At 47.8% G+C, this 23040-nt stretch carries 20 protein-coding genes; 11 read left to right on the forward strand and 9 right to left on the reverse strand.

All coding sequences use genetic code 11. The annotated features are described in order from the left end of the window. Positions 1–672, forward strand: a 672-nt coding sequence (locus tag HY811_09510) for a hypothetical protein (GenBank protein MBI4835037.1), incomplete at its 5' end; no start/stop codon positions are given. A gap of 68 nt (positions 673–740) precedes the next feature. On the opposite strand, the gene HY811_09515 is transcribed toward HY811_09510, so the two are convergent. Genes HY811_09515 through HY811_09535 form a run of 5 tightly spaced genes read right to left on the reverse strand, consistent with a single transcriptional unit; the run spans position 741 to position 6448 of the window. After that, positions 741–2420, reverse strand: coding sequence for a 2,3-bisphosphoglycerate-independent phosphoglycerate mutase (locus tag HY811_09515; protein MBI4835038.1), 1680 nt, complete (start codon positions 2418–2420; stop codon positions 741–743). Between the two features lie 38 nt (positions 2421–2458). Further along, a complete protein-coding gene (locus HY811_09520; protein ID MBI4835039.1) occupies positions 2459–4123 on the reverse strand; it encodes a serine/threonine protein kinase in 1665 nt (554 codons plus the stop codon). Between the two features lie 40 nt (positions 4124–4163). After that, positions 4164–4664 (reverse strand): 2-C-methyl-D-erythritol 2,4-cyclodiphosphate synthase, encoded by a 501-nt coding sequence (locus tag HY811_09525; GenBank protein ID MBI4835040.1) that lies wholly within the window; start codon positions 4662–4664, stop codon positions 4164–4166. A 29-nt stretch (positions 4665–4693) separates the two neighbouring features. Continuing rightward, the gene (locus tag HY811_09530) at positions 4694–5668 is read right to left on the reverse strand and encodes a ParB/RepB/Spo0J family partition protein (GenBank protein MBI4835041.1); all 975 of its coding nucleotides are present in this window, start codon (positions 5666–5668) and stop codon (positions 4694–4696) included. Positions 5669–5692: 24 nt separating this feature from the next. Continuing rightward, a complete protein-coding gene (locus HY811_09535) occupies positions 5693–6448 on the reverse strand; it encodes a ParA family protein (GenBank protein MBI4835042.1) in 756 nt (251 codons plus the stop codon). A gap of 185 nt (positions 6449–6633) precedes the next feature. Between HY811_09535 and HY811_09540 the strand changes: the two genes are divergently transcribed. The 5 genes from HY811_09540 (at position 6634) to oadA (ending at position 13881) form a co-directional block, all read left to right on the forward strand. Beyond that, positions 6634–9198, forward strand: coding sequence for an ATP-dependent Clp protease ATP-binding subunit (locus tag HY811_09540; protein ID MBI4835043.1), 2565 nt, complete (start codon positions 6634–6636; stop codon positions 9196–9198). Positions 9199–9200: 2 nt separating this feature from the next. Then, positions 9201–9938 carry a 3-oxoacyl-[acyl-carrier-protein] reductase gene (fabG, locus tag HY811_09545; GenBank protein ID MBI4835044.1) on the forward strand — a complete coding sequence of 246 codons (738 nt, stop codon included), beginning with the start codon at positions 9201–9203 and terminating at the stop codon, positions 9936–9938. 106 nt (positions 9939–10044) lie between these two features. After that, positions 10045–11589 (forward strand): methylmalonyl-CoA carboxyltransferase, encoded by a 1545-nt coding sequence (locus tag HY811_09550; GenBank protein ID MBI4835045.1) that lies wholly within the window; start codon positions 10045–10047, stop codon positions 11587–11589. 28 nt (positions 11590–11617) lie between these two features. Continuing rightward, on the forward strand, positions 11618–11851 hold the full coding sequence (locus tag HY811_09555; protein ID MBI4835046.1) for a hypothetical protein: 234 nt from the start codon (positions 11618–11620) through the stop codon (positions 11849–11851). A gap of 128 nt (positions 11852–11979) precedes the next feature. Beyond that, positions 11980–13881 carry a sodium-extruding oxaloacetate decarboxylase subunit alpha gene (oadA, locus tag HY811_09560; GenBank protein MBI4835047.1) on the forward strand — a complete coding sequence of 634 codons (1902 nt, stop codon included), beginning with the start codon at positions 11980–11982 and terminating at the stop codon, positions 13879–13881. Between the two features lie 45 nt (positions 13882–13926). Here the strand turns inward: oadA and HY811_09565 are convergent, their stop codons facing one another. From HY811_09565 to lysS, 4 genes are read right to left on the reverse strand one after another with little or no spacing between them, the layout of a single operon-like run. After that, positions 13927–15435 carry an FHA domain-containing protein gene (locus HY811_09565; GenBank protein ID MBI4835048.1) on the reverse strand — a complete coding sequence of 503 codons (1509 nt, stop codon included), beginning with the start codon at positions 15433–15435 and terminating at the stop codon, positions 13927–13929. Positions 15436–15447: 12 nt separating this feature from the next. Continuing rightward, positions 15448–16170 (reverse strand): ABC transporter ATP-binding protein, encoded by a 723-nt coding sequence (locus HY811_09570; protein MBI4835049.1) that lies wholly within the window; start codon positions 16168–16170, stop codon positions 15448–15450. Beyond that, positions 16163–17467, reverse strand: a complete 1305-nt coding sequence (locus tag HY811_09575; GenBank protein MBI4835050.1) for an ABC transporter permease — start codon at positions 17465–17467, stop codon at positions 16163–16165. Before HY811_09575 ends, HY811_09570 begins: the two co-directional genes overlap by 8 nt. Positions 17468–17486: 19 nt before the next feature. Beyond that, positions 17487–18908 (reverse strand): lysine--tRNA ligase, encoded by a 1422-nt coding sequence (lysS, locus tag HY811_09580; protein ID MBI4835051.1) that lies wholly within the window; start codon positions 18906–18908, stop codon positions 17487–17489. A gap of 220 nt (positions 18909–19128) precedes the next feature. On the opposite strand from lysS, the gene HY811_09585 reads away from it, so the two are divergent. The 5 genes from HY811_09585 (at position 19129) to HY811_09605 (ending at position 23035) form a co-directional block, all read left to right on the forward strand. After that, positions 19129–19368 carry a hypothetical protein gene (locus HY811_09585; protein MBI4835052.1) on the forward strand — a complete coding sequence of 80 codons (240 nt, stop codon included), beginning with the start codon at positions 19129–19131 and terminating at the stop codon, positions 19366–19368. Positions 19369–19394: 26 nt separating this feature from the next. Beyond that, positions 19395–19631: a hypothetical protein gene (locus HY811_09590; GenBank protein MBI4835053.1), complete on the forward strand. Its 237-nt coding sequence runs from the start codon at positions 19395–19397 to the stop codon at positions 19629–19631. A gap of 93 nt (positions 19632–19724) precedes the next feature. Further along, on the forward strand, positions 19725–20474 hold the full coding sequence (locus HY811_09595) for a F0F1 ATP synthase subunit delta (protein ID MBI4835054.1): 750 nt from the start codon (positions 19725–19727) through the stop codon (positions 20472–20474). 110 nt (positions 20475–20584) lie between these two features. Then, positions 20585–22084: a F0F1 ATP synthase subunit alpha gene (locus HY811_09600; protein ID MBI4835055.1), complete on the forward strand. Its 1500-nt coding sequence runs from the start codon at positions 20585–20587 to the stop codon at positions 22082–22084. A 9-nt stretch (positions 22085–22093) separates the two neighbouring features. Beyond that, entirely contained in the window at positions 22094–23035 is a 942-nt protein-coding gene (locus HY811_09605) for a F0F1 ATP synthase subunit gamma (protein ID MBI4835056.1), read from the forward strand. The last annotated feature ends 5 nt before the right edge of the window (positions 23036–23040 follow it).

Raw genomic sequence — 23040 nt, forward strand, 5'->3', positions numbered from 1 at the left:
GACAGTATTCCTGATGAGGTTACCTATCTATCCAAGATAGCCGAGCCTTCGGAACAGGCGTTCCGCAGTGTGCTCAATCCTGCCTTTATCAGCCGTTCAGGCAAGGATTTGAACAGCATTAACATCACGCAGGCTTATAAATCCAAGAACGCCTGGAAGAAGTATAAACGGAACTGGGCCCACCAGTTTGAGACCGTTGACGGCGTCCCGGCAAAGCGCTTTAAGGACAGCGTAAAAGCCGCTGAAGATACGTTTGCGGAAAAGATAAGCGGAAGCACACTTGCCTTTACCGGATTGAAATCCCTGGAAAGTGGACCGATAAGGATTGCCGTTTATTGGTTGACCGGCGACCCCAAAGGCAGGGGATTGCTCCGGCAGGCGGATAGGATAATCGTCCCAAGCGAGCCTTTCAATATTACAAAGGTGGAGCAGAGAAACTCACTGAGGTCGCTGGTGAATTCACGGTTGATACAAAGCGGAATGGCGATTATGCACGCCTCGCTTTCCATGCCGGTAATCACGGCGATGAATACTCTGGATAATTCTCTTATTCAGGGGTTCATTGACCCTGCATTAGGGCTTGAATCCTTCACTCCGGGCGGTGCGAGCCACCTTGATTTCATTAAAGAGAATGAGCAGTTGTTCCTGTCGGTTAAGGTTTCTCAGGTCTAACGGAAGTTAAAAGTTAAAGGTTACAGGTTACAAGTTAGGGGGCGGGGTAAAATCCGCCCTCTTCTTTTTTATATTAGCAGGCTTTGGCCATCCATTTCTTTTGGCTTGGGGATGTTTAGGAGTTCAAGAATAGTCGGGGCGACGTCGCAGAGTTTGCCCCCGGAGCGGAGCCTTCGGCCTTTATGCCCGTCGCTTACCAGTGTGAACGGAACCGGATTTGTCGTGTGATAGGTATGTGCTCCCCCACCGTGCTCAATATCAATCATCTCCTCGGCATTGCCGTGGTCTGCGGTTATTAATGTTATTCCACCGACCTTTTTTACCGCGTCCACAATCTTTCCGACGCATTCATCCACGGTTTGCGCCGCCTTTATCGCTGCCTCCAGAATTCCCGTATGCCCAACCATATCACAGTTGGCAAAGTTAAGGACAATAGCATTATATTTCCTAGAGCTAATTGCTTCCAATACCTTTCTCGTCACTTCCGGTGCGGACATTTCCGGCTGTAAATCATAGGTCGCGACCTTGGGTGAAGGCACGAGCATCCGGTCTTCTCCCTTAAACGGGGTTTCTTCTCCCCCGTTAAAGAAGTAAGTGACGTGGGCGTATTTTTCCGTCTCGGCTATGCGCAGTTGTTTCAGGTTATTCTGAACCAATAGCTCCCCCAATATGTTTTTGAGGCGCACCGGCTTAAAGGCAACCCGCCTGAACGACGCAGTCGGGCAGGTAGGCAGAGTAAAATCTTCTTCATACTGGGTCATGGTCGTGTAGAAAACCTTTGGGAACACCTTGCGCTTAAATCCTATCCCGCTCCCCCCGCTGGGGCGGGGTTCGGGGACGCCCGATAATTTAGAATCATCGAATGGGGCGAACCCTGGCTCTGTAAGCGTTCTGGTAATTTCCCTTGCCCGGTCTGCGCGGAAATTGAAGAAGATAACGGAATCATTATCCCTGATTCGGCTCGTATTCTTTAGAACAATGGGCTTGATAAATTCGTCGTTTTCCCCGCGCGCGTAGGCGTTTTTCATGGCAGTAATCGGGTCGTCTTCGACAACTCCATCGCCATTGGTTAATGCGTCATAAGCCAGTTGGACCCGTTCCCAGCGTTTGTCGCGGTCCATCAAATAATACCTGCCTGATATGGTGGCAATCCGTCCGATATCAAGTTCCCGCATCTTAGCAATAATCTTTTCAATATAACCGACACCGCTGGTCGGGGGCGTGTCGCGTCCGTCCATTGCGGCGTGGAAGAAAACCTGATTGGACTTTAGTCCCATCTCTTTCGCCATTTCCAGAAGGGCGAAGTAATGGCGGTCCGAGCTGTGGACTCCTCCATCAGAGACTAAACCCATAAGGTGCAGGTTAGTATTATTCTTTTTAGCATGATTCATGGCGGCAACCAACTCCGGATTGGTGAAAAAAGTGCCTTCTTCTATAGCTTTATCTATGCGTGTAATTTCCTGCCAGACAATTCTTCCCGCGCCCAGGTTCAGGTGCCCGACCTCGGAGTTTCCCATCAAACCCCTCGGCAAACCGACATCGAATCCGGAGGCCGAAAGCTCGGTATGGGGGTAGGTTTTCTCAAGGAGTGAAATGCTTTTACAGTTGGCCAGACGGATGGCGTTGCCCCGCTCCGCTACGCTCCGCGGGACGATAGGGAGTCCCCCGACCGCGTCGGGGGCGCCCTCTGTTTTGGAATTCACGCCCCAGCCGTCCATAATGAGCAAAAACACAAGCTTATCGGAAATCATGTGGTTAATATAGCATTAAAGCAGTGTGATAGCAATTATTTTTCAGGTGGTTCAGCGGAAGCAAAAGGCAAATCGTGTTGCTGGCCGGGCATCAAGTACCACTCATTTGATTGGAAAACCCACTGCAGGGTTTGGAGTTTAGTGTCCCGTTTATTATCTTTTTTGAAGTGATAGATAACGTTTATTTCCGCGATGGGCGTAGGGGCGTTTAAATCCAATTTAAGTTCATCTTTGCTCAAGGTGTATTTTTCTATTTCAATCTGGTGTGATTTGAAATAATCGACAACCCGTTTAAGGAATCCTTCCAGCTTTTTAAGCGCTAATCTGGTTAGTTTATCGCTGTTGAAATAGGAAAGCATTGCCCGGTCATTGCCGTTCTTGAATGCTTCACAAAAGCCGTTACAACGGGTGAGCAAAGCCGCTTCCAGCTGCTTTTGTTTTCTATGCTTTTCATACTCTTTTTTAAGGCGGCTGATTTCGTCTTTTATTTTCGGAGCCAGCGGGTCGTCCGGATATGCCAAAAGAATTCCCTCGAAGTTATCCATGCTTTCCTTGTATTTAGTCGGGTTTTGGTCGAGGAAATCCCTTGCTTCTTTGAGCATATCGTTGAAAGGTTTTTTAACGGGGAAAGACGGTTTCTTTTCCGGTTCTTTTTGAGCCGTATCAGGCGGTTTCTGGTCTGGTTTTTGGTCGCGTTTTCGGCCTATTTTGGATATAAACATAAGCGCCAATAACACCAAAATAATTATGCCGGCAATCTTCAATCCCTTTTTTAGTTTAGGCGCAGAGGTTTTGGTGGTCGGCAGTGGCGTATAAGTAACCGTCTTGGCGGTAGAACTCATCGCAGACGGAGTTTCTATGATGAAATTATCCAAATCATTTAGCAGGTCTTGTGCTGATTGGTAACGTGATTTCGGATCCTTAGCCATCATCTTAAGGAGTATTTTTACCAGGTTTTTTGGAATATCCGGTGCGAAAAGAGTGGGGTCAGGAGGTTCTTCGTTCAGGTGTTTCATGATTACGGTTACCGGAGTGGCGCCGTCAAACGGACGTTTGCCGGTAAGGGCATAGTAAAAGGTTATTCCGAGTGCATAAATATCAGCCCGGTGGTCAATCGGTTCGCCTTTTGCCTGCTCAGGCGCCATGTAATGCGGCGTTCCCATGATGTCGCCGGCAGAGGAAATACTGCTGGAGGAATCCCCGATTCTTGCCAGTCCGAAATCCATGAGCTTTATTTCACCGTTCTTTGAAAGCATGATATTTTCGGCTTTGATATCGCGGTGGATGATGCCCATCGAATGCGCAGCGCCAAGGGCGCTTGCGGCTGACTTGATGATCCGGATTGCTTCTGGAATAGGAAGCTTTCCCTGTTTTTTTATCCGCATATCCAAATTGTCGCCATCTATATATTGCATGATGATGAAATAAAAGCCGCCCGGTTTGGCCAATTGGATATCGAAAATCTGGATGATATTCGGGTGGTCAAGTTTGGCTGTGGAACGCGCCTCGCGTACGAAGCGCTTGACCCGGTCTTCTTCCTTGGAGAAGGAAACGGGCAGTATTTTAACCGCTACGTTTTTATCCAGCCGCTTGTGGTGGGCAAGATAAACCGCGCCCATGCCTCCTTCCCCGATCTTTCTCATGAGTTCGCAAGTGCCCAGGTCCCTGCCTATAAACGAATCTTTTAGTTCTTCTACCATAATATAAGTAACACTATAATAACGATATAGTTGCGGAAGTTCAAGTTTTATTGGATTTTTTACCCGACCTGCCGGTAGGGATAATCGTTACCAAGGCAAGCGAGGCGATGGCCTTTTTCCCGCCGATCGGACCAAGTCTTTCCATGGTCTTTGCCTTAATATTTACTTTGCCATTGCTGAGTTTTAATATCCGGGCGACGGATTCACTTATTTTCCGCTTAATGGGCCCGAGCTTCGGCGCTTCGGCGAATATGATGGTGTCAACGGAATTGACTTTCAGCTTCCGTTTGGAAAGCATCGCCAGGATCTCCCGGATGAAAATCTTGCTGTCGATTCCCTTGAATCTCGGGTCGGTATCCGGAAAGAGGTCTCCGATATCGCCCATTCCCGCCGCTCCTAAAATTCCGTCGCATATAGCATGTAGAAGGGCATCGCCGTCTGAATGGCCGAGAAGCCCGTGAGTATGTTTAATCTTTAATCCACCCAACAGCAAAGGGCGTCCTTTGACCAAGCGGTGGATATCAAAACCCAGTCCAATCATATTAATACAAGTCCTTATTAATTAAAGTGTTATTTAGATTCAAGCAGTTCCAAAATACGCTGGAAATCATCATTGGTAAAAAAGTGTATCCCTATATAACCCTTTGATTTATAAGCTGTTATGGTTATCTTGGTTCCGAATTTTCTCCGCAATCTTTCCTCCAGCTCTTTCAGGTATAAATTCTGCGATGGTGGCTGTGCGGATTGAGTTTGTTTGCGGTTAAGATAACTGATATTATATTCAAGTTTCCGGACGGACATTCCTTCCTTTTTGATCCTTTGGGCGAGTTTTATCTGGGTCTGTTTATCGCTGACTCCGAGTAGCGCCCTGGCATGCCCCATCGTAATAGTTCCACGTGAAACCTCATCCTGGATTTCCTTGGGCAGTTCCAAGAGCCGAATAAAGTTAGTTACGGTTGAGCGATCCAAGCCAATCCGTTTACCAACCTCTTCATGGGTTAGTTTAAAGACATCCGCGAAATCTTTATACGCCCTTCCTTTTTCAATCGGGTTCAAATCCTTCCTCTGGGTGTTTTCAATAATTGCCCATTCAAGCATGGTCCGGTCATCGGCCTGTTTTATTATGGCAGGAGCTTTCTCCAGTTTTAAAATCTGGCATGCCCTCCAACGCCTTTCCCCAGCTATCAGTTCATATTTACTACCCGCGGCTCTGACCAACAAAGGTTGTATAACACCGCTTGCCTTAATGGACTCTGCGAGTTCGTTTAATGCCTGGGGGTCAAATTCCTTTCTGGGTTGGAATCTATTAGGGATAATATCAGCTATGTTTAGTGTATCTACCCCACTAGTAACCTTAGTCGGTAATACCTTTTCAGGTGAGTGGGTGTCTTTTAACTCTGGTTTAGCCTCAAGTTTTATGCTAATTGGCCTAGGTAGAGGTGCTATACTGGTGTTATTTAGGAATGGTATCATCTCAGGTTTAGCTGATATCTTGGGCTGGTTAGATATGATATCCCCTAATCCCCTGCCTAGTTTCTTTGCCATTAGTCCAATCTCCTGTATACTAGCTTAATTACGGCTTAAAATCTCCCTGGATAGTTCGACATAGCCGAATGTTCCACATGAAACAGGGTTATAAACTACCCCGGGTTTCCCAAAGCTGGCTGATTCAGCTAAAGAAACATCACGTCTAATCTTTGTTTTAAACGTAAGGTCCGGAAAGTGTTTGATAACCTCTCCGGCAACCTCTTTGGAAAATTCAATCTCAGGCTCGAACATGGTAAGGACAATTCCGTTAACCTTTAACTCTGGGTTATATTTATTGCGAATATCTTCAATAATGGAAATCATCTGTGTCAAGCCCTCCATCGCGAAATATTCGCATTGGATAGGTATCAAAACTTCCTGCGCGGCAATCAGGGCGTTGAGCGAGAATGTCCCGAAAGACGGGGGGCAATCTATAATAATATACTCATAAATTTTGCCGACTTCTTTTAGGGTATTTTTAAGCCTCAAAGGGCCGATCTGACGCAAGAGACCCTGTTGTTCGAGGTCGTTTAAAAGCGGGCTGGAAACCAGGATATCAAGCCCGCTGTAAGGCGAGCTGGTGATTGCTTTATTGATTTGGTTAGCCCCGGTTATGACGGAATAAACGCCGATAGTGTGTTCCGTTTTGGAGCCGATTCCGCTGGTGGCGTTTGCCTGCGGATCCATATCAACTAATAGGCACGGTTTTTCCGCCAGGCTCAGGCAATATGAAAGGTTAATCGCAGTGGTTGTTTTTCCCACGCCGCCTTTTTGGTTTGTTACGGCAATAATTTTCATACAGGACATACTTTACATAATCGGGCGTTGCATTGCAATATTTTTCTCTTGACTTTTTGGATTTATTTGTTATGATAACTGCCGTTTAAATCTGGTTATCGGATAGATGTTTTTATACATGCATAACTCCTTTGTTTTCAAGATGTTATGTATAAGGCAAAACCAAACAAGAAGGAGCAATAAACATGTTTGATAAATTCACCGACCGTGCGCGCAAGGTAATGAGCCTGGCGCGCAACGAAGCGCAGAAGCTAGGGCACGATTCAATCGGCACGGAACATATACTGCTTGCTTTGGTCCGTGAAGGAAGCGGGGTTGCCGCGCGCGCACTTTTAAGCATGGAGATAGATTTAAAGAAAATTGCCCAGGAAATAGAAAAGAAAATTCCAACCGAACCGAAACCGGCCACTGCCGGCTCATTGCCTTTTACTCCGCGCGCCAAACGGGCATTGGAATTTTCCCATGAAGAAGCGGCTAATCTTGGCCATGATTATATCGGGACCGAGCACTTGTTGCTTGGGTTGCTCAAAGAACAGGAAGGGCTGGCTGCCAGGACTTTAATAAGCATGGGCGTAAAGCTGGAAGATATCCGCGCTGAGATACTGGATATTCTGGGCGCGGGTATGCCTCCGATGGATTCCGCAGAGGAAGCACCTGAAGAGCCTGAAACTGCTGGTACCGGATCAAAGACCATGCCACGTTCTTCCGGAAAGTCAAAGACCCCGGCGCTGGATGCCTTCGGGCGCGACCTGACCGAACTTGCCCGCCAGAACGAGCTTGACCCGGTCATCGGAAGGCGCCGCGAAATCGAGCGCGTTGTCCAGGTTCTCTGCCGTAGGACAAAGAATAACCCGGCTCTTTTGGGCGAAGCGGGAGTCGGCAAGACCGCCATCGTTGAAGGCCTGGCGCAGGATATTATTGCACTGCGCGTGCCGGAAATCCTTAAGGATAAACGGATTGTTATTCTGGACCTGGCTCTCATGGTTGCCGGAACCAAATACCGCGGCCAGTTCGAGGAACGTATCAAGGCCGTCATGAACGAAGTCAGGAAAAACAAGCACATCATTCTTTTTATCGACGAGTTGCATACGCTGGTCGGGGCAGGCGGCGCGGAAGGCGCGATAGACGCCTCCAACGTTTTAAAGCCGGCGCTTTCACGAGGGGAAATCCAGTGTATCGGCGCGACGACTCTTGATGAGTACCGCAAATATATCGAGAAGGACGGCGCTTTGGAAAGGCGGTTCCAGACGATTATGGTCGACCCGCCCTCTAAGGACGAAGCCCTGGAAATCCTTAAAGGGTTGAGCGATAAATACGAGGCGCATCATAAGGTAAAATATACGGAAGGCGCCCTGGCATCGTGCGTCGAGCTTTCCGTGAGATATATCAGCGGCCGGTATCTGCCGGATAAGGCGATTGACGTCATGGATGAATCCGGAGCCAGGATACGGTTGCAGTCGCTTGTCAAGCCGCCGGACCTCAAGGAAATGGAAGCGGAATTATTAAAGGTGGAAAAAGATAAAGAAGCGGCGGTGCGGGCGCAGGACTTTGAAAAGGCCGCCCAGATACGCGACAAGCTTTCCCGCCTGCGCGGCAAGAAGGAGAGCGTCCTTAAGGAATGGCAGGCGCAGCATCAGGAAGCCGAAGGCGTGGTGGATGAAAACGTCATCGCCGAAACCGTTTCGCGCATGACCGGCATCCCGCTTTCCAGAATGGAAAAGACCGAGACGGAAAAACTCCTTAAGATGGAAGACGAATTGCATAAGATAGTCGTCTCCCAGGAAGAAGCGATTCATGCCATTTCTAAAGCGATACGGCGTTCGCGCGCCGGATTAAAAGACCCCAAGCGCCCCATCGGGACGTTTATCTTCGTCGGCCCGACCGGCTGCGGAAAGACGTTATTGGCGCGCGCGGTTTCAAGGGTGATGTTCGGTGATGAAGACGCCCTGATACAAATAGATATGTCCGAATACATGGAAAAGCACAATGTCTCCCGCCTGGTCGGCGCGCCTCCCGGATACGTCGGTTATGAAGAGGGGGGGCAATTGACCGAGAAAATCAGGCACCGCCCGTATTCCGTGGTGCTTTTGGATGAAATAGAAAAAGCCCATTCGGATGTCTTTAACATGCTCCTCCAGATAATGGAAGAAGGGCGCCTGACCGACAGCTTCGGAAGGCATGTTGATTTCAAGAACGCGATTGTGATTATGACCTCCAATATCGGGGCGGATGTCATCAAGAACCAGGCATCTTTGGGGTTTAAAAAGGTCACGGCGGATTCTTCTTACGAATCCATGAAAGAGGTTTTGCTGAAAGAAGTTAATCACCATTTCCGGCCGGAATTCATTAACCGTTTGGATGATGTAATCGTCTTCCGCAACCTGACCAAGGAGGATTTGAAGAGCGTGATAGAAATAGAAATGAAGGGCGTCAAAAAGCGGATGAAAGACCGGGGGCTGGAAGTCCTTATGGAAGATTCGGCGCGCGATTTTATCATCGATAAAGGCTACAACCCTGATTTCGGAGCGCGTCCTTTGAAGCGCACCATCGAGCGGTTTGTTGAAGACCCATTGTCCGAACAGCTCCTCAAAGGCGAGTTCAAGGACTTTAACCAGGTAAAGATAAAGATGAAAGACGACCATCTTTACTTCGATGCCTGCCGAGTCGAGGCAAAACCGTTTGAGTGCAAGCTCGTGGCAGAAGGCGAAAAAGAGGAAGAAGGTTTAGCAGAAGACAAGGAGATAAAATAACTATGCTTAAAAATAAGGTTGCCATCGTTACCGGAGGCGGGCGCGGAATCGGGCGCGAAATTGCCCTTGCCTTAGCCGCACAGGGCGCCAATATCGTCCTCGTGGATGTGGATGAAAAGACGCTTTCCGAAACCGCTAAAGAAATAGAATCAAAAGGCATCAAGGCTATGACTGCCAAGGCCGATGTCACCAGTTCCACTGATATGGAAAAATTGGCTGATGAGGCCATGGCCAAATTCGGGAGTATTGATATCCTTATCAACAACGCCGGCATCACCCGCGACAACCTGATTATGCGGATGAAGGAAGACGAATGGGACAAGGTTTTATCCATAAACCTAAAAGGCATTTTCAACTGCACCAAGTCAGTTTCCAGATACATGATGAAGCAGAGGAGCGGACGGATTGTCAACATTGCCTCGGTAATCGGGATTGCGGGCAATGTCGGGCAGGCGAATTATGCCGCCTCAAAGGGCGGAGTGATTGCCTTTACCAAATCCGCCGCGCGCGAATTCGCCCCGCGGAATATCAATGTCAATGCCGTTGCCCCGGGCTTTATCCAGACCGCCATGACCGAGGTTCTGAATGAAGACGTCAAGTCAAAGATGATGGAGCGAATTCCCTTGGCGCGCTTGGGAACTCCCAAAGACGTGGCAGACGCGGTCGTGTTTCTGGTCAGCGACGCCTCAAGCTATATCACCGGACAGACCCTCGTCGTCGACGGCGGAATGGTGATGTAGCTATTCGCGAACAGTTTCAGTTTGCAGCAACTCATCAATTTTATTTGACCTTTTATGTTTTATGTGGATATAATGTTTCCTCACATAATTAAATACAGGGAGCTTTATGAAAGATAAAATCAAGATATTCAAAGACAAGCGCGCCGAAGCCCTTCTGGGCGGAGGCAAGGACCGCATCAAGAAACAACATGAGCAGGGCAAGCTAATCGCCCGCGAACGGATTGAACACCTCCTCGATAAAGGCAGCTTCCACGAACTCGATATGTTTGTGGTTCACCAGTGCACCCACTTCGGACTGGAAGACAAGAAATATCCGGGCGACGGAGTAGTCACCGGTTACGGGACGATAGACGGCAGATTGGTTTATGTCTTCTCTCAGGATTTCACAGTATTCGGCGGAGCGCTGGGCGAAGCCTTTGCCAATAAGATATGCAAGGTCATGACCCTGGCGATGAAGGTCGGCGCGCCGGTCATCGGCATCAATGATTCCGGTGGCGCGCGCATACAGGAAGGCGTGGTCTCGCTGGGCGGTTACGGGGAAATCTTCTTCAGGAATACCATCGCATCCGGCGTTATCCCGCAGATTTCCGCCATCATGGGACCATGCGCGGGCGGCGCGGTTTATTCGCCTGCCTTGACGGACTTCATCGTCATGACCAAAGGGACTTCCCACATGTTCATTACCGGGCCGGAAGTGATTAAGTCCGTGACCAAGGAAGAAGTAAGTTTTGAAAACCTGGGCGGCGCAGACGTCCATATGACCCGCTCCGGAGTGGCGCATTTTTCCGCGGAGAGCGAGGAAAAAGCCCTTGCCTTCATCCGCAAGCTCTTATCTTATATCCCGTCCAATAATATGGAAGACCCGCCTTATGCCAAACCGGAAGATAAGCCCAACCGGATGGATAAGGAACTGGTGAATATTATTCCGGATGATTCTGATAAGCCTTACAATATGGAAAAGGTGATTAAGGCGGTGTTTGATGACGGCGATTTCCTGGAGGTGCAGGAAGATTGGGCGAAGAACATCATCATAGGATTCGGAAGACTGAACGGACATTCGGTTGGAGTAGTCGCCAACCAGCCGAACTTTCTTGCCGGATGCCTTGATATAAACGCCTCGATTAAAGCCGGTCGGTTCGTCCGCTTCTGCGACGCCTTTAATATTCCTTTAGTTACCTTTGTGGATGTGCCGGGCTTTTTGCCGGGGACGGCGCAGGAATACGGCGGCATTATCCGTAACGGCGCGAAACTCCTTTATGCCTATTGCGAGGCGACAGTCCCTAAACTTACCGTGATTACCAGGAAGGCTTACGGCGGCGCTTACGACGTCATGTGCAGCAAGCACGTCCGGGCGGATATGAATTTTGCCTGGCCGACGGCGGAGATAGCCGTGATGGGGCCATCAGGCGCGGTCAATATTATTTTCCGGAAAGAGATTTCCGAAGCCAAGGATAAAGAAGCCACCCGGGAAAAGCTGGTCGAGGAATACGCGGAGAAGTTTGAGAATCCTTATATCGCCGCCGAGCGCGGTTATATCGACGAGGTCATCGAGCCGCAGGAAACCCGGCCTAAGCTGATTGCCGCCCTGGAAAGCCTGATGAATAAAAGGGAATCCCGTCCGCCCAAAAAGCACGGGAGCATCCCATTATAATAGTAAAGATTAAATATCAAATATAAAAATGGAAACGCAGAAAGACATTGCGGTTGTTATAGCGGCGGTTACGAGGTACCTGGAAATCCCGATAGAAGAAGATTGGGTGATTGACGTTATGGAGCAGCGTGATAAGAAGCGCGGATTTGAATATAGCGCGCCTAGCTGGAAATGGGCTTCGGACCTCGATTCGAGGCGAAACGATAAGATGACTTCCTGGAGGCAGGCGACTTTTACTGCTAACAGGTTGCAGAGCAGGTAAATACTAACAGTTAATGACATTTGAATTTGGATATGTTTTCCGTAAGTGTCACTCCCGCGAAAGCGGGAGTCTAGAAAGATAGATTAGTCTGGATTCCTGCTTACGCAGGAATGACAGAATAGTATGATATGAAAGTAAAAATTACGGAAACGGTATTACGGGACGGCCACCAATCATTAATCGCCACCCGAATGTCCACAGGCGAGATGCTTCCGATACTGGAAAAGCTCGACCAGGTCGGCTATTTTTCCCTGGAGATGTGGGGCGGGGCTACCTTTGATGTCTGCCTGCGGTTCCTGAACGAAGACCCATGGGAGCGTCTGCGCCAGATAAAAAAGGTTGTTAAGAATACCAAGCTTCAGATGCTTTTACGCGGGCAGAATCTGGTCGGCTACCGCCATTATCCGGATGATATCGTCAATCGGTTTGTCGAGAAGGCCAAGGAAAACGGGATAGATATCTTCCGCATCTTCGACGCGGTCAATGACATACGCAACATGACCGCCGCCATCAAGGCCGCCAAGCGGGTCGGCGGAATTGTCGAAGGCGCGATTTCCTACACCATCAGCCCGGTGCACACCATAGAGAAATTCATCAAGTTCGCCATGGAATTGAAAGACCAAGGCGTTGATATAATTTGCATCAAAGATATGGCCGGCCTTATTTCTCCGGCCGCGGCATTTGATTTGGTGAATCATTTGAAAAAGGAAGTGAAACTGCCGGTGCACCTGCATTCGCATTGTTCAAGCGGTATGGCGCCGATAGCGTATCTCACCGCCTGCGAAGCCGGGGTGGATATTCTGGATACGACGGTTTCTCCTTTTGCATGGGGCACTTCCCAGCCGCCGACTGAAACCATCGTCGGCGCGCTCAAGGATACGCCGTATGATACCGGGTTGGATATGGAAAAAATTCTCGAAGTGACCGAATATTTCCAGAAGATTAAACAGGGCTATAAGCATATTCTCGACCCGATTGCCGAACGTGTTGACCCGAAAATAATGCTGCATCAGATACCGGGCGGGATGCTTTCCAACCTGATTTCGCAACTGAAGCAGCAGAATGCAACCAACCGATACGACGAGGTGTTGAAAGAAACCGCCGAGGTAAGGAAAGATTTAGGATATCCTCCGCTTGTCACGCCGACCAGCCAGATTGTCGGGACGCAGGCGGTGGTTAATGTTTTAACCGGGGTGCGCTATAAAATTATCCCGAAAGAAATCAAGGACTATTTCAGGGGACTTTACGGCCAGCCGCCCGGACCGGTTAATGAAGAGATTAAGATGAAGGCAATAGGCGATGCCGAGCCGATTAAAGGCCGCGCCGCGGACGGTTTGGCGCCTGAACTGGATGCCGCGCGCCAGGCGGTCAAGGCTTATAACGGGACCGAAGAAGATGCCCTTTCTTACGCGCTTTTCCCGCAGGTGGCGATTGACTTCTTCAAGAAGCGGCTCCAGGGAATCGGTCCGACTCCGGCAAGCGAGTTTATGCCTCCTTCCGCGACGGGAGAAGAGAAGATAAAAGAGGCGTCGGATGTTAAGATGAAACAAGGAAAAGAACCCAGGGATTACATTATTAATCTGGGCAATAAAAGATTTGACGTAACGGTTTCGCGCGGCGGGGAGAATTCAGTTTATGTTGATTTCGGGGGAAAAAGGTACGAAGTTAATTTGGATTCGTCCGTAGCGGCTCAGGCTGTTCAAGGCGCCAAGGGGCAGGCGGAGATTCCGGCAGCTAAGCCGAAAATTACGGAACCGAAACCGGAAGTAAAGAAAGTTGAAGAGAAAACCGTCAGGATAACTCCGGGCGCAGGCCAAGATGTTAACGTTCCGATGCCCGGCAAGATAGTTGATATCCGGGTAAAGGTCGGCGACAGTGTCAAGCGTGGCGACATATTGTTTATTCTGGAAGCCATGAAAATGCAGAACGAGATAGATTCTCCCGTCGATGGAGTGGTCAGCGAGGTTAACATCACAATCGGCGCCAATGCGGACACCTCTGCTCCGGTAATGAAGATAAATCCTGCCTAAGCATTCATCATCAAGTTCGATTGATTGGGATAGAAATATTTGCCGTTAGATGCGTGGCGGGTTAAAGAGCGACCCCTTTTCATAAGCCGAGTTAAAAGCGGCGACCACTTTCGGGTCGAATTCAGTTCCGCCCTGGCTTTGAATCTCGGTAAGGGCTTCTTTCACCGGGATGCCCTGTTTTTTGGCGCCGCCGTAAGAAATCAGATTATCAAAGACATTGGCGACGGCGATGATTCTGGCACCGATGGGAATTTTTTCCCCTTTAAGATTATCCGGGACGCCCGTGCCGTCAAACCGTTCGTGATGGTGTTTGATAGCCGGGAGAATCTCTTCCACATCGGAAAGCTGCTTCAGCAGTTTTTCAGCAGCCAGGACGTGAGCTCCTTTGTCCATCAAAGCGCCGGTATCACCCGGTTCCCCGGGTTTATTTAAAGCGATTTTACCGACGTCGTGGAGCAAGCCGGCCAGATGCAAATAGCGGACTTCTGTTTTAGGCAAGGCGAGTTCTAAGGCGATGGCGCTGGAGTAGTTTGCGACGCGTTCGGCATGTCCCTGTGATTTTGGGTTGCCGATTTCGCTGGCAGTAACCAATATTTTTACCGTGGTCATCAATGTTTTATGGGCTTTTTCCGTGGCGGAAAGGGATGAAAAGACGATGCCTGTTTGAAGTCCGGCCATAGTAACAAGCTCCAAATCAGATTCGGAAAAATTCCATTCCAGCTTATCGCTTTCCAGGTAAAGGACCACCTCGCCTTTAGGGGTGGAAAGCATCGGAACGCAGATGACGGATTTGATATTGGACATCATAACGCTGTGGCTGGGTGCTAAGCGGGCATCCAGCATGGCATCCGAGGTGAGAAGCGGGCGGATGTATTGCGCCACGCGTTTAACAATCGTCCGGCTGATTTTCATTTGCTTGACTTCTTTGGGATGCATCATCCGGGCGGAAATTTTGTCGTCTATGTTATTCCAGAACAGTATATAACCCTGGTCTGCCTTAGTCGCTTCAACTAATATAGTTAATATCCGTTTCATCAAGTTATTAAGATCTTTTTCCGTTGACATTATCTTGGAGATTTCATAAAGGGTGGCTAATTTCGGGGCGCTTAATTCTTTTCCGCCTTTTAAGGCCAGCTCGCCTGATTTGGTTTTATCTTTATCCAATTGTATTTCAACGGTAGAGCTGCCCATATAATTTTCTTCCCCGTTTTCTTCCGTAATTTCAGCTTGGCTGGTATCGGCCTCGGTTCCTGCTTGGAGGCGGGCTTTTTCTTCGAACACTATTTTTAGGTCGCCGATTTTAAAATAGTCATTATGTTTTAATGAACATTCGGTTATCCGATCGCCGTTCAGAAGCGTGCCGTTGCCGCTTTTGAGGTCTTTTAAGAAATAACTGCCGTCCAGGTAATAAATTTCGGCGTGGCGCCTGGAAACTTTAGAATCATTAACCGACAGGTTGCAGTTGGGCTCCCGCCCGATAAGAAATTTGTTGTCCGTGTTAAGTTCGAATGTTTTTCCTTTTGCTTCACCCCCGACCACTTTTATGAAGGGCATAAAACTTTCCTTTTAATCGCATTGTTTTATAGGGTTTTCGACCGGAACTATTTTTCCATCCACCAATCTTATCATACGATGCGCCTTTTTGGCAATATTTTCATCATGTGTGACTATGACAAAAGTTTGTCCGGAGTTTTTATTCATTTCCCATATAAGCGCCTGGATTTCCTGGCTGGTTGTCTGGTCAAGGTTCCCGGTCGGTTCATCGCAGAATATTATTTCCGGTTCGGTGATAAGTGCCCGGGCAATGGCTACTCTCTGGCTCTCTCCTCCGGAAAGCTGGTTTGCCCGATGGTTTAAACGTGCGCCCAATCCCAGTTTTTCCAATAAGTCATACGCGCGTTTGTATAAACCTGATTTATTGATAAACCAAGAAAAGTAAGAATGCTTAATCATAAACGGAAGGACGGCGTTTTCCACGACCGTTAATTCCGGGATAAGATGGTAAAACTGGAAGACAAAGCCGAAAGTGGTATTGCGCAAGAAGGCTGCTTGTGAGGCCGAAAAAAGCGCCGTATCCTGCTCCTTGAACAATATTTTTCCCGCCGTCGGTTTATCCAATAACCCCATAAGATGTAACAAAGTGCTTTTACCCGCACCCGAAGGCCCGACAATGGAGAAAATTTCTCCCTTCCTTATCTGGAAAGAAATTTCCTTGAGGACAGCCAGTTTGCTGTCACCGCTGGGGAATTCTTTCCCTGTATTTTTTGCCTGTATAATGATATCACTCATAACGCAATGCTTCAACCGGCTCCATCCTGGCTGCTTTGATTGCCGGGTAAATACTGAAAATAATACTAACGCTTACAGTTGCGATGGTAATTATTATGATTGTAGGAACATCAATTTCCCATGGAATTTTATCTATTCTGTAAATATTAGTGGGAAAAACCTCAAGCCCAAACCAGCTCTTCAGAAGAAATTGTATCTTGTTTAGATTGATTGTAAAAAGATATCCGCTGACGACTCCAAAGAGGCATCCCAGGAACGAGATAATCAATCCCTGGCATAAAAACAACTGCATGATGCCGTAGCGAGTGCTGCCTAAGGAAGAAAGGATTCCGATATCCTTGGTTTTTTCCACCACCCTCATCGTAAGCATTGCCAGTATGTTAAAGCAGGCGACGATTACCACGCAGAAAAGTATGATGGCGTTGATTCTTTTTTCCACAGTTACCGCGGTGAGAAACGTTTCTTTTTCTTCTTCCCATGTTCTTACCTGAAAGTAACGTTCCCTTTTGCTGTTACCGAGGATTTCGTTAATTCGGCGGATAACTACTTCAGCGTATTTATAATCGGTCAGGCGGATAGTGATTTTAGTTATATCCGGTGTTTTAAGGAATGACTGTGCTTGGTGTAACGGCAGGTAGAGCGCGACGCTGTCCTGATCAAAAAGTCCGCTATTAAATTCATCGACGATGGTAAATTCTCCTTGTTGGGTTTGTAACATGCCGTCACGGCTTAATACTGTGGTTAGGGCAATGGTTTGTCCTTTTTCCCAGTTTATGAACTGTGTTTCAGGTTGTCCCGTGCCCAGTTCGAACGCGCCGACATAGCGTCCGACGATTGCGCCTGGCGGATTCGGGTCTTTGCCTTCAAGGCGGAAATCAGTCGTTGGTTGATAAACCAGATATTTGGATAAGTTGCTGACTTTATCTTCGGTTGCCGGTTCTATGCCGATTACCATTACCGGAGCGCCGCGGTTATCTTTGGTTGAAAGCATTGCCCCCCATTCCAGCCTAGGTGAGGCGTAAGCTACGTAAGATATGGCGCGTATTTCCGCAAGAAGCTGTTGGGAATCTACTTTGTAATCACCGAAAAATCTGGAAAAAGTCTTGAATTCATCCGATACCGAAACGGACATGTCTGATGAAATACCCCGGATTTTCTGGCGGACGTCCCGTACGAACCCTCCCATTACAGAGGTAACGATGATTAAAACCATCACGCCCACGGCTATGCCGGCGATGGAGAAGAAAATAATCTTGCGTGAAAGCAGGTAACGCCAGGCTAAGAATAGTTTATACATAAGGTTAGATACTTTTTGATTACTTATCCCGTAACGTAGGGAACAGTATCACATCCCTGATAGACGGCGCATTGGTCAGGACCATTACCAGCCGGTCAATCCCGATTCCCAAACCCCCGGCAGGGGGCATGCCGTGTTCCATCGCCGTGATGAAATCTTCATCCAGTTTTACCGAGCCGTCTGCCTTGCGCGCCAGTTGTTCTTCAAATCTTTTTCTCTGGTCTAAGGGGTCGTTCAACTCGGTAAAGGCGTTCGCCATTTCCATCCCGCAAATGAACATCTCAAACCGCTCGCATATTTCTGGCGTTCCTGCTTTTGCCTTGGTCAGGGGGCAGATGGCAGTCGGGTATTGCGTCAGGAAAACCGGGCCCTCAAGGTGCGGTTCGACCACCTTTTCAAATAAGTCATTCGCTATCGCATCGGCAGATTTGCCTTTTATGTCTATTCTCAATTCCTTTGCCTTGGCAAGCACTTTTTCCGTATCTTCCCAATTGCATCCGGCGTATTTTTGGAAAAGTCCCATATAACTTTGGCGTTGCCAGGGAGGGGTGAAGTCAATCTCCTTCTCCCCGTATTTAATTTTGTATGCCCCATGGATTTCTTTTGACAGGTTGACGAATAACTGCTCGGTTAATTCCATCATGTCGTTGTAATCGCCGTATGCCTGGTAGACCTCCATCATGGTGAATTCGGGATTATGCTTGGTGTCAATCCCTTCGTTGCGGAAATTGCGGTTGATTTCGTAGACCTTTTCCATCCCGCCGACCAAAAGTCTTTTTAGGTATAATTCCGGGGCGATTCTTAAATATAAATCCATGTCAAGTGTATTGTGATGGGTGATGAACGGCCGTGCTGTAGCGCCGCCCGGAATCGGATGCATCATCGGCGTTTCCACTTCCATAAAACCTTTGGAAGCCATGAAATTGCGGATGTAATTTATGATTTTAGTCCTTTTGAGGAAGACATCCAGGACCTCATCGTTCACAATCAAGTCCAAGTAGCGCTGACGGTACCGGAGATCCACATCCGTAAGCCCGTGCCATTTCTCAGGCAGAGGCAGTAATGATTTGGAAAGCATGGTAAAATCTTCTGCGAAAATAGTAATTTCACCGGTCTTGCTTTTGGCAAGCGCACCTTTAACGCCGACGATATCGCCCAGGTCGAAAGTCTCATAAAGCTGGAAGAGTTTGTCGCCGACTTTATCCTTCTTTATATAGACCTGGATTTTGCCGGTCCAGTCTTTCATATCGAGGAAGGATGCTTTGCCGTGCTTGCGGATGGCGAGAATTCTGCCTGCGGCCGTAACCGTCTTGGATTCCTCGTAATTATCCTTGATGGTTTTGATAGCGGTGGTTGCCGGAAATTTTACGCCAAAAGGGTCAAAACCCAATACTTTTACTGCCTCCAAGTTTTTGATACGTTGTTGTTGTTGCTCGTTCATAAGGGTATAGCATAGTAAATTCACCCGATTAAATCAATATATATTGCTATAGTCCTGAGTCGGACAAGTGGGGACAAAGGGCAAGCGATAAAAACACGGAAGTTAAATTTTAGGCTTGATCTTAATTTACAGCAATGATATTATTATATAAGGATTATTACAGGTTTTACCGATTAAAATAAGTGTTCTTAGCGGATGGATTCTATCCGCAAAGGAAAGTATGCTTAAAGTGGTGCTGGCAAAACCAGATGAAATCCTCTACGAAGGGTTGGCGGAATCGGTCTTTCTGCCCGGCGAATACGGCGAGTTTGAGATATTAACTTTCCACGCGCCGGTTATGAGCGTCTTGAAAAAAGGTTTGGTCAGGATTGATGACCGTATTTTTAGTATCAGTGATGGAATAGCCAAATTCGATGAAAATAATGAATTGGTGATTCTTGCCGGTTCGGGGACGGCATAATTAAGGGATAAGGAGAATGGTTTAATATGAGTTTTGAACAGGCAATTTTGGCGGTTTTAATATTGCTTTCCGTTACCATCGGGCCGTCTTTTATCATCGGTGTGGTTGGTTATGCGAGTATCCAGGCTTTAGGCCGTAATCCTTCCGCCGCGCCGAAAATCCAGCTTGCCATGATTGTTTCCTTTATCTTTGCCGAAGCAATCGCGATTATTGCTTTGCTTGTTGCTTTTAACTTGTTCCTGCCGTCGCCGCCGGCGAAGTAACGCTTTGGTATTATTCAATATGGGGCAGGGGAAAAAGTTAGTTTTTTGAGCAGGAGTCCGCCAAAGGCGGATCCTCCTATGGAGGAATAAAAAATGCCGACAGAAATGATTGTTGCCGTGGTCATTTTAAACGTGTTTATCTTTGCCGGCTTGATTTTCGTGATGAGGCGGATTATGGGAGGCCATGCCGAAAGAGCCGTCCAGAGGCTGCAAAAGCTTAATGAAGAAAACCTCAGGCGCGAGCTTGAATTGAAGCGCAAGCTGGACGAAGCGGAAAAAACTTATAAGCAGCGCGTAAGCGATGCAGAAAAGACCGCCGAAAAAATAAGGGAAACCGCCCAGAAAGAAGCCATGGAAATGAAGGAAAGGATTACCAGCCGGGCGAATGATGAGCGCAATGAAATCATCGCGGATGGACGGGATGAAATCAAGGAAATCAAGGCGCAGGCGCTTAAGGAAACGGAAATTTCCGCCCTGGATAAAATGGGGGATGCTTTCAGGCTGACGCTTTCCCAGGAGTTGAATAAATCTCTCCATGATTATTTCCTGAATAAAATACTGGGGGAGCTCGCCTCCATAAAATTATCTCCGGATTTATTGGGCAAAGAGGTACATGTTACTTCTCCGTATCCGTTGGATGCCGAGCAGAAAAGAAAACTTCAGCAGGAGTTGGAGACCAAGATAAAACGCAAGACGGATTTTAAGGAAGAGATTGACCCAAAATATATGGCAGGGCTTTATATCAGAATCGGCGATGTCGTAATTGACGGCACGCTTTATAATAAAATCAGGCAAACAGTGGATTCATTAAAAGGCCCCGCTCCACTGCGTTTTCCGCCATAGGCGGAAATAATCGGGGCCTTCGGCAGTATGGGGGCAGGGAGTCCCAGAATAGGGTGGTGTTACGGCACAATCTAGGAGTGACCGCTGAGGGCCGGTATAAATTTATTAATATGGAAACAAGTCAAAACGCGCTAAGGCATAATGGCCTTATAGAGATTAAGGAAACCGGGATAGTTAAAGATATCCGGCAGGGCATTGCCCGTATTGAAGGGTTTCCGTCATGCATCTTCGGCCAGATAGTCCGTTTTAGCGGCGGCGCAAAGGGTATTGTTATTGGCTTTAATGAAAAGGACGTTATGGTTCTGGTTCTAGGCGATGGAACTTCGGTCCGTTCAGGTGAGGAAATCTCAAGCCAGGTGGAGCCCTTCAGGGTGCCGGTCGGGACAAACTTTGTCGGCCGCGTGGTAAACGCCCTGGCCGAGCCCATAGACCGCAGAGGCTCGATAGAATCTTCCGATTATTATCCCTTATTCCGCGAGGCAGTCGGTGTCATTGACAGGATGCCTATCGAAGAAGGATTGGAAACAGGGATTAAAATAATAGATACTTGTTTGCCTATCGGCCGAGGTCAAAGGGAATTAATTATCGGTGACCGCATGTCCGGTAAAACCACCATTTCACTGGATACGATTCTTAACCAGAAAGGCAAAGACGTCACTTGCATATATTGCTGTATTGGCCGCAGCCACAGCTCGCTTTTAAAGATTATACAATTGTTGCAGGAACACAAAGCCATGGATTATACGATTGTCGTGGCGGCGACCGGCGCTGATTCGGCCAATGCGCAATATCTCGCCCCGTATACGGCCGCGGCGCTGGGCGAATATTTCATGTTCAATGGTAAACACGTTTTTGTTACCTTTGACGACTTAACACGCCACGCCTGGGCATGGCGCCAGGTGGCGCTTTTGATGGACCGCTCTCCCGGGCGCGAGGCGTATCCCGGAGATATTTTCTATACGCATTCGTCGCTTTTGGAAAGGGCCGGTAAATTAAATAAAGCCATGGGTGAAGGCTCGATGACTTTTTTCCCCATTGTTGAAACCCTCCAGGGAGATTTTTCCGGATATATCCAGACCAATCTTATTTCCATAACCGACGGGCAGGTTTACCTTTCCACACAGCTTTTCTTTGAAGGGTTCAAGCCGGCTATAGACTTGGGGCTATCGGTTTCCCGTATCGGCAGCAAGGCCCAGTGCCCGGCAATAAGGGACGTCAGCAAGATGTTGCGCCTGGAATATGTGCAATACCGCGATCTCCTTAAAATGACGCGTTTGCGGACCCGTTATTCGCCCGAAGTGGAAGCCAAACTAAAACGGGGCCAGATATTGACAACGCTTTTAACCCAGGATAAATCAAAGCCGTTATCGGTCGTGGAGGAAATTATCCTGTTTTATGCTTACAAAATACACATGTTGGATTTGTTATCACCTGAGGACATACAGCTTTTTAAAACCAATGCCTTGCAGGTGATTAAAGATAATTATCCTTATCTTGTGGCGACTCTTGAGAAAGACAAGAAATTGAACCCTGAAATTACGACACAGCTGGACAAGGCATTGATGGAATTAATGAAGCGCCTAAAAGCCAAAAAAGAGCAGGCGGTCTAATAAATAATTATGCGTTCCATTATAGAGCTGAAAAAAGACATATTGTTTAACCGCGAAATGGGCGAGTTGATTGACATTTTAAAGAAAACCGCCGTTTCGCAGTTCCAATCTTTGTTTAGCAGGAAAAAAACATTGACTATTCCGGAACGCTATTTGCATCTTATGGAAAGCATGTTTGATATGATTAATTTCACCCGGATACACCACCCGGCCTTGGTAAACCCCGTTGAAAACGTCATGTCCATTCTCATTACTTCAGACATGGGATTTCTGGGCGGGGTCAATTCGGCGATTATTGATGATGCCATGAGGAATATTAAGCGAAATGATAAAGTTGTTTTCTTTGTCATGGGCGAAAAAGGCAGGGATTACCTATTAGATTCAGGCAAGGATTACGATTTTCTGCCGGCCATCAGCGACGAGGTAAAATTAAGCGAGGCGGAAACGGTCGGGCAATATATCTTTTCCACCTGCATCAGGAATAAAATCGGCCGTGTGATTATTACTTACCCTAAGTTTTTCTCTTTCGGCCATCAGGAGATAGAAACCCTGCAATTATTGCCGCGCCAGAAACCGGAGCCGGTTAATGAATCTCCGGACGCTAAAACAAGTGGAGAGGAGCAGAAAGATAAAACTGCTTCGCCCGAACCTAAACAAATGGCTGCTGATTTTTACAATAGGATTATTTATGAGCCGTTTATCGACCGGACGGCGGATTATCTTTTAAGGAAGTGGCTGGTCCACCGTCTTTATGATATATTCTGGCACAGTAAGCTTTCCGAGTTTGCCGCCCGGGCAAACCATCTGGAAGGAAGTATTAAAGAGCTTGAAGATATCAAAAAGGCTTTGTCCTTCCAGTATTTTCGTAATAAGCGTGAAATAACAGACCGGACTTTGCGCGATATATTCGGCGGAAAGATTTCGGTCAACCGGGCAAAGACAAATAACTGAAAAAG

It is taken from the genome of Planctomycetota bacterium, from assembly GCA_016207825.1.
Taxonomy (GTDB): domain Bacteria; phylum Planctomycetota; class MHYJ01; order JACQXL01; family JACQZI01; genus JACQZI01.

What these genes read in the sequence shown, in the direction of transcription:
- HY811_09520 (MBI4835039.1), bottom strand. Translation starts at nt 4,123, where the DNA reads ATGGTAGAAGAACTAAAAGATTCGTTTATAGGCAGGGACCTGGGCACT.
- HY811_09525 (MBI4835040.1), bottom strand. Translation starts at nt 4,664, where the DNA reads ATGATTGGACTGGGTTTTGATATCCACCGCTTGGTCAAAGGACGCCCT.
- HY811_09530 (MBI4835041.1), bottom strand. Translation starts at nt 5,668, where the DNA reads ATGGCAAAGAAACTAGGCAGGGGATTAGGGGATATCATATCTAACCAG.
- HY811_09535 (MBI4835042.1), bottom strand. Translation starts at nt 6,448, where the DNA reads ATGAAAATTATTGCCGTAACAAACCAAAAAGGCGGCGTGGGAAAAACA.
- HY811_09540 (MBI4835043.1), top strand. Translation starts at nt 6,634, where the DNA reads ATGTTTGATAAATTCACCGACCGTGCGCGCAAGGTAATGAGCCTGGCG.
- fabG (MBI4835044.1), top strand. Translation starts at nt 9,201, where the DNA reads ATGCTTAAAAATAAGGTTGCCATCGTTACCGGAGGCGGGCGCGGAATC.
- HY811_09550 (MBI4835045.1), top strand. Translation starts at nt 10,045, where the DNA reads ATGAAAGATAAAATCAAGATATTCAAAGACAAGCGCGCCGAAGCCCTT.
- HY811_09555 (MBI4835046.1), top strand. Translation starts at nt 11,618, where the DNA reads ATGGAAACGCAGAAAGACATTGCGGTTGTTATAGCGGCGGTTACGAGG.
- oadA (MBI4835047.1), top strand. Translation starts at nt 11,980, where the DNA reads ATGAAAGTAAAAATTACGGAAACGGTATTACGGGACGGCCACCAATCA.
- HY811_09565 (MBI4835048.1), bottom strand. Translation starts at nt 15,435, where the DNA reads ATGCCCTTCATAAAAGTGGTCGGGGGTGAAGCAAAAGGAAAAACATTC.
- HY811_09570 (MBI4835049.1), bottom strand. Translation starts at nt 16,170, where the DNA reads ATGAGTGATATCATTATACAGGCAAAAAATACAGGGAAAGAATTCCCC.
- HY811_09575 (MBI4835050.1), bottom strand. Translation starts at nt 17,467, where the DNA reads ATGTATAAACTATTCTTAGCCTGGCGTTACCTGCTTTCACGCAAGATT.
- lysS (MBI4835051.1), bottom strand. Translation starts at nt 18,908, where the DNA reads ATGAACGAGCAACAACAACAACGTATCAAAAACTTGGAGGCAGTAAAA.
- HY811_09585 (MBI4835052.1), top strand. Translation starts at nt 19,129, where the DNA reads ATGCTTAAAGTGGTGCTGGCAAAACCAGATGAAATCCTCTACGAAGGG.
- HY811_09590 (MBI4835053.1), top strand. Translation starts at nt 19,395, where the DNA reads ATGAGTTTTGAACAGGCAATTTTGGCGGTTTTAATATTGCTTTCCGTT.
- HY811_09595 (MBI4835054.1), top strand. Translation starts at nt 19,725, where the DNA reads ATGCCGACAGAAATGATTGTTGCCGTGGTCATTTTAAACGTGTTTATC.
- HY811_09600 (MBI4835055.1), top strand. Translation starts at nt 20,585, where the DNA reads ATGGAAACAAGTCAAAACGCGCTAAGGCATAATGGCCTTATAGAGATT.
- HY811_09605 (MBI4835056.1), top strand. Translation starts at nt 22,094, where the DNA reads ATGCGTTCCATTATAGAGCTGAAAAAAGACATATTGTTTAACCGCGAA.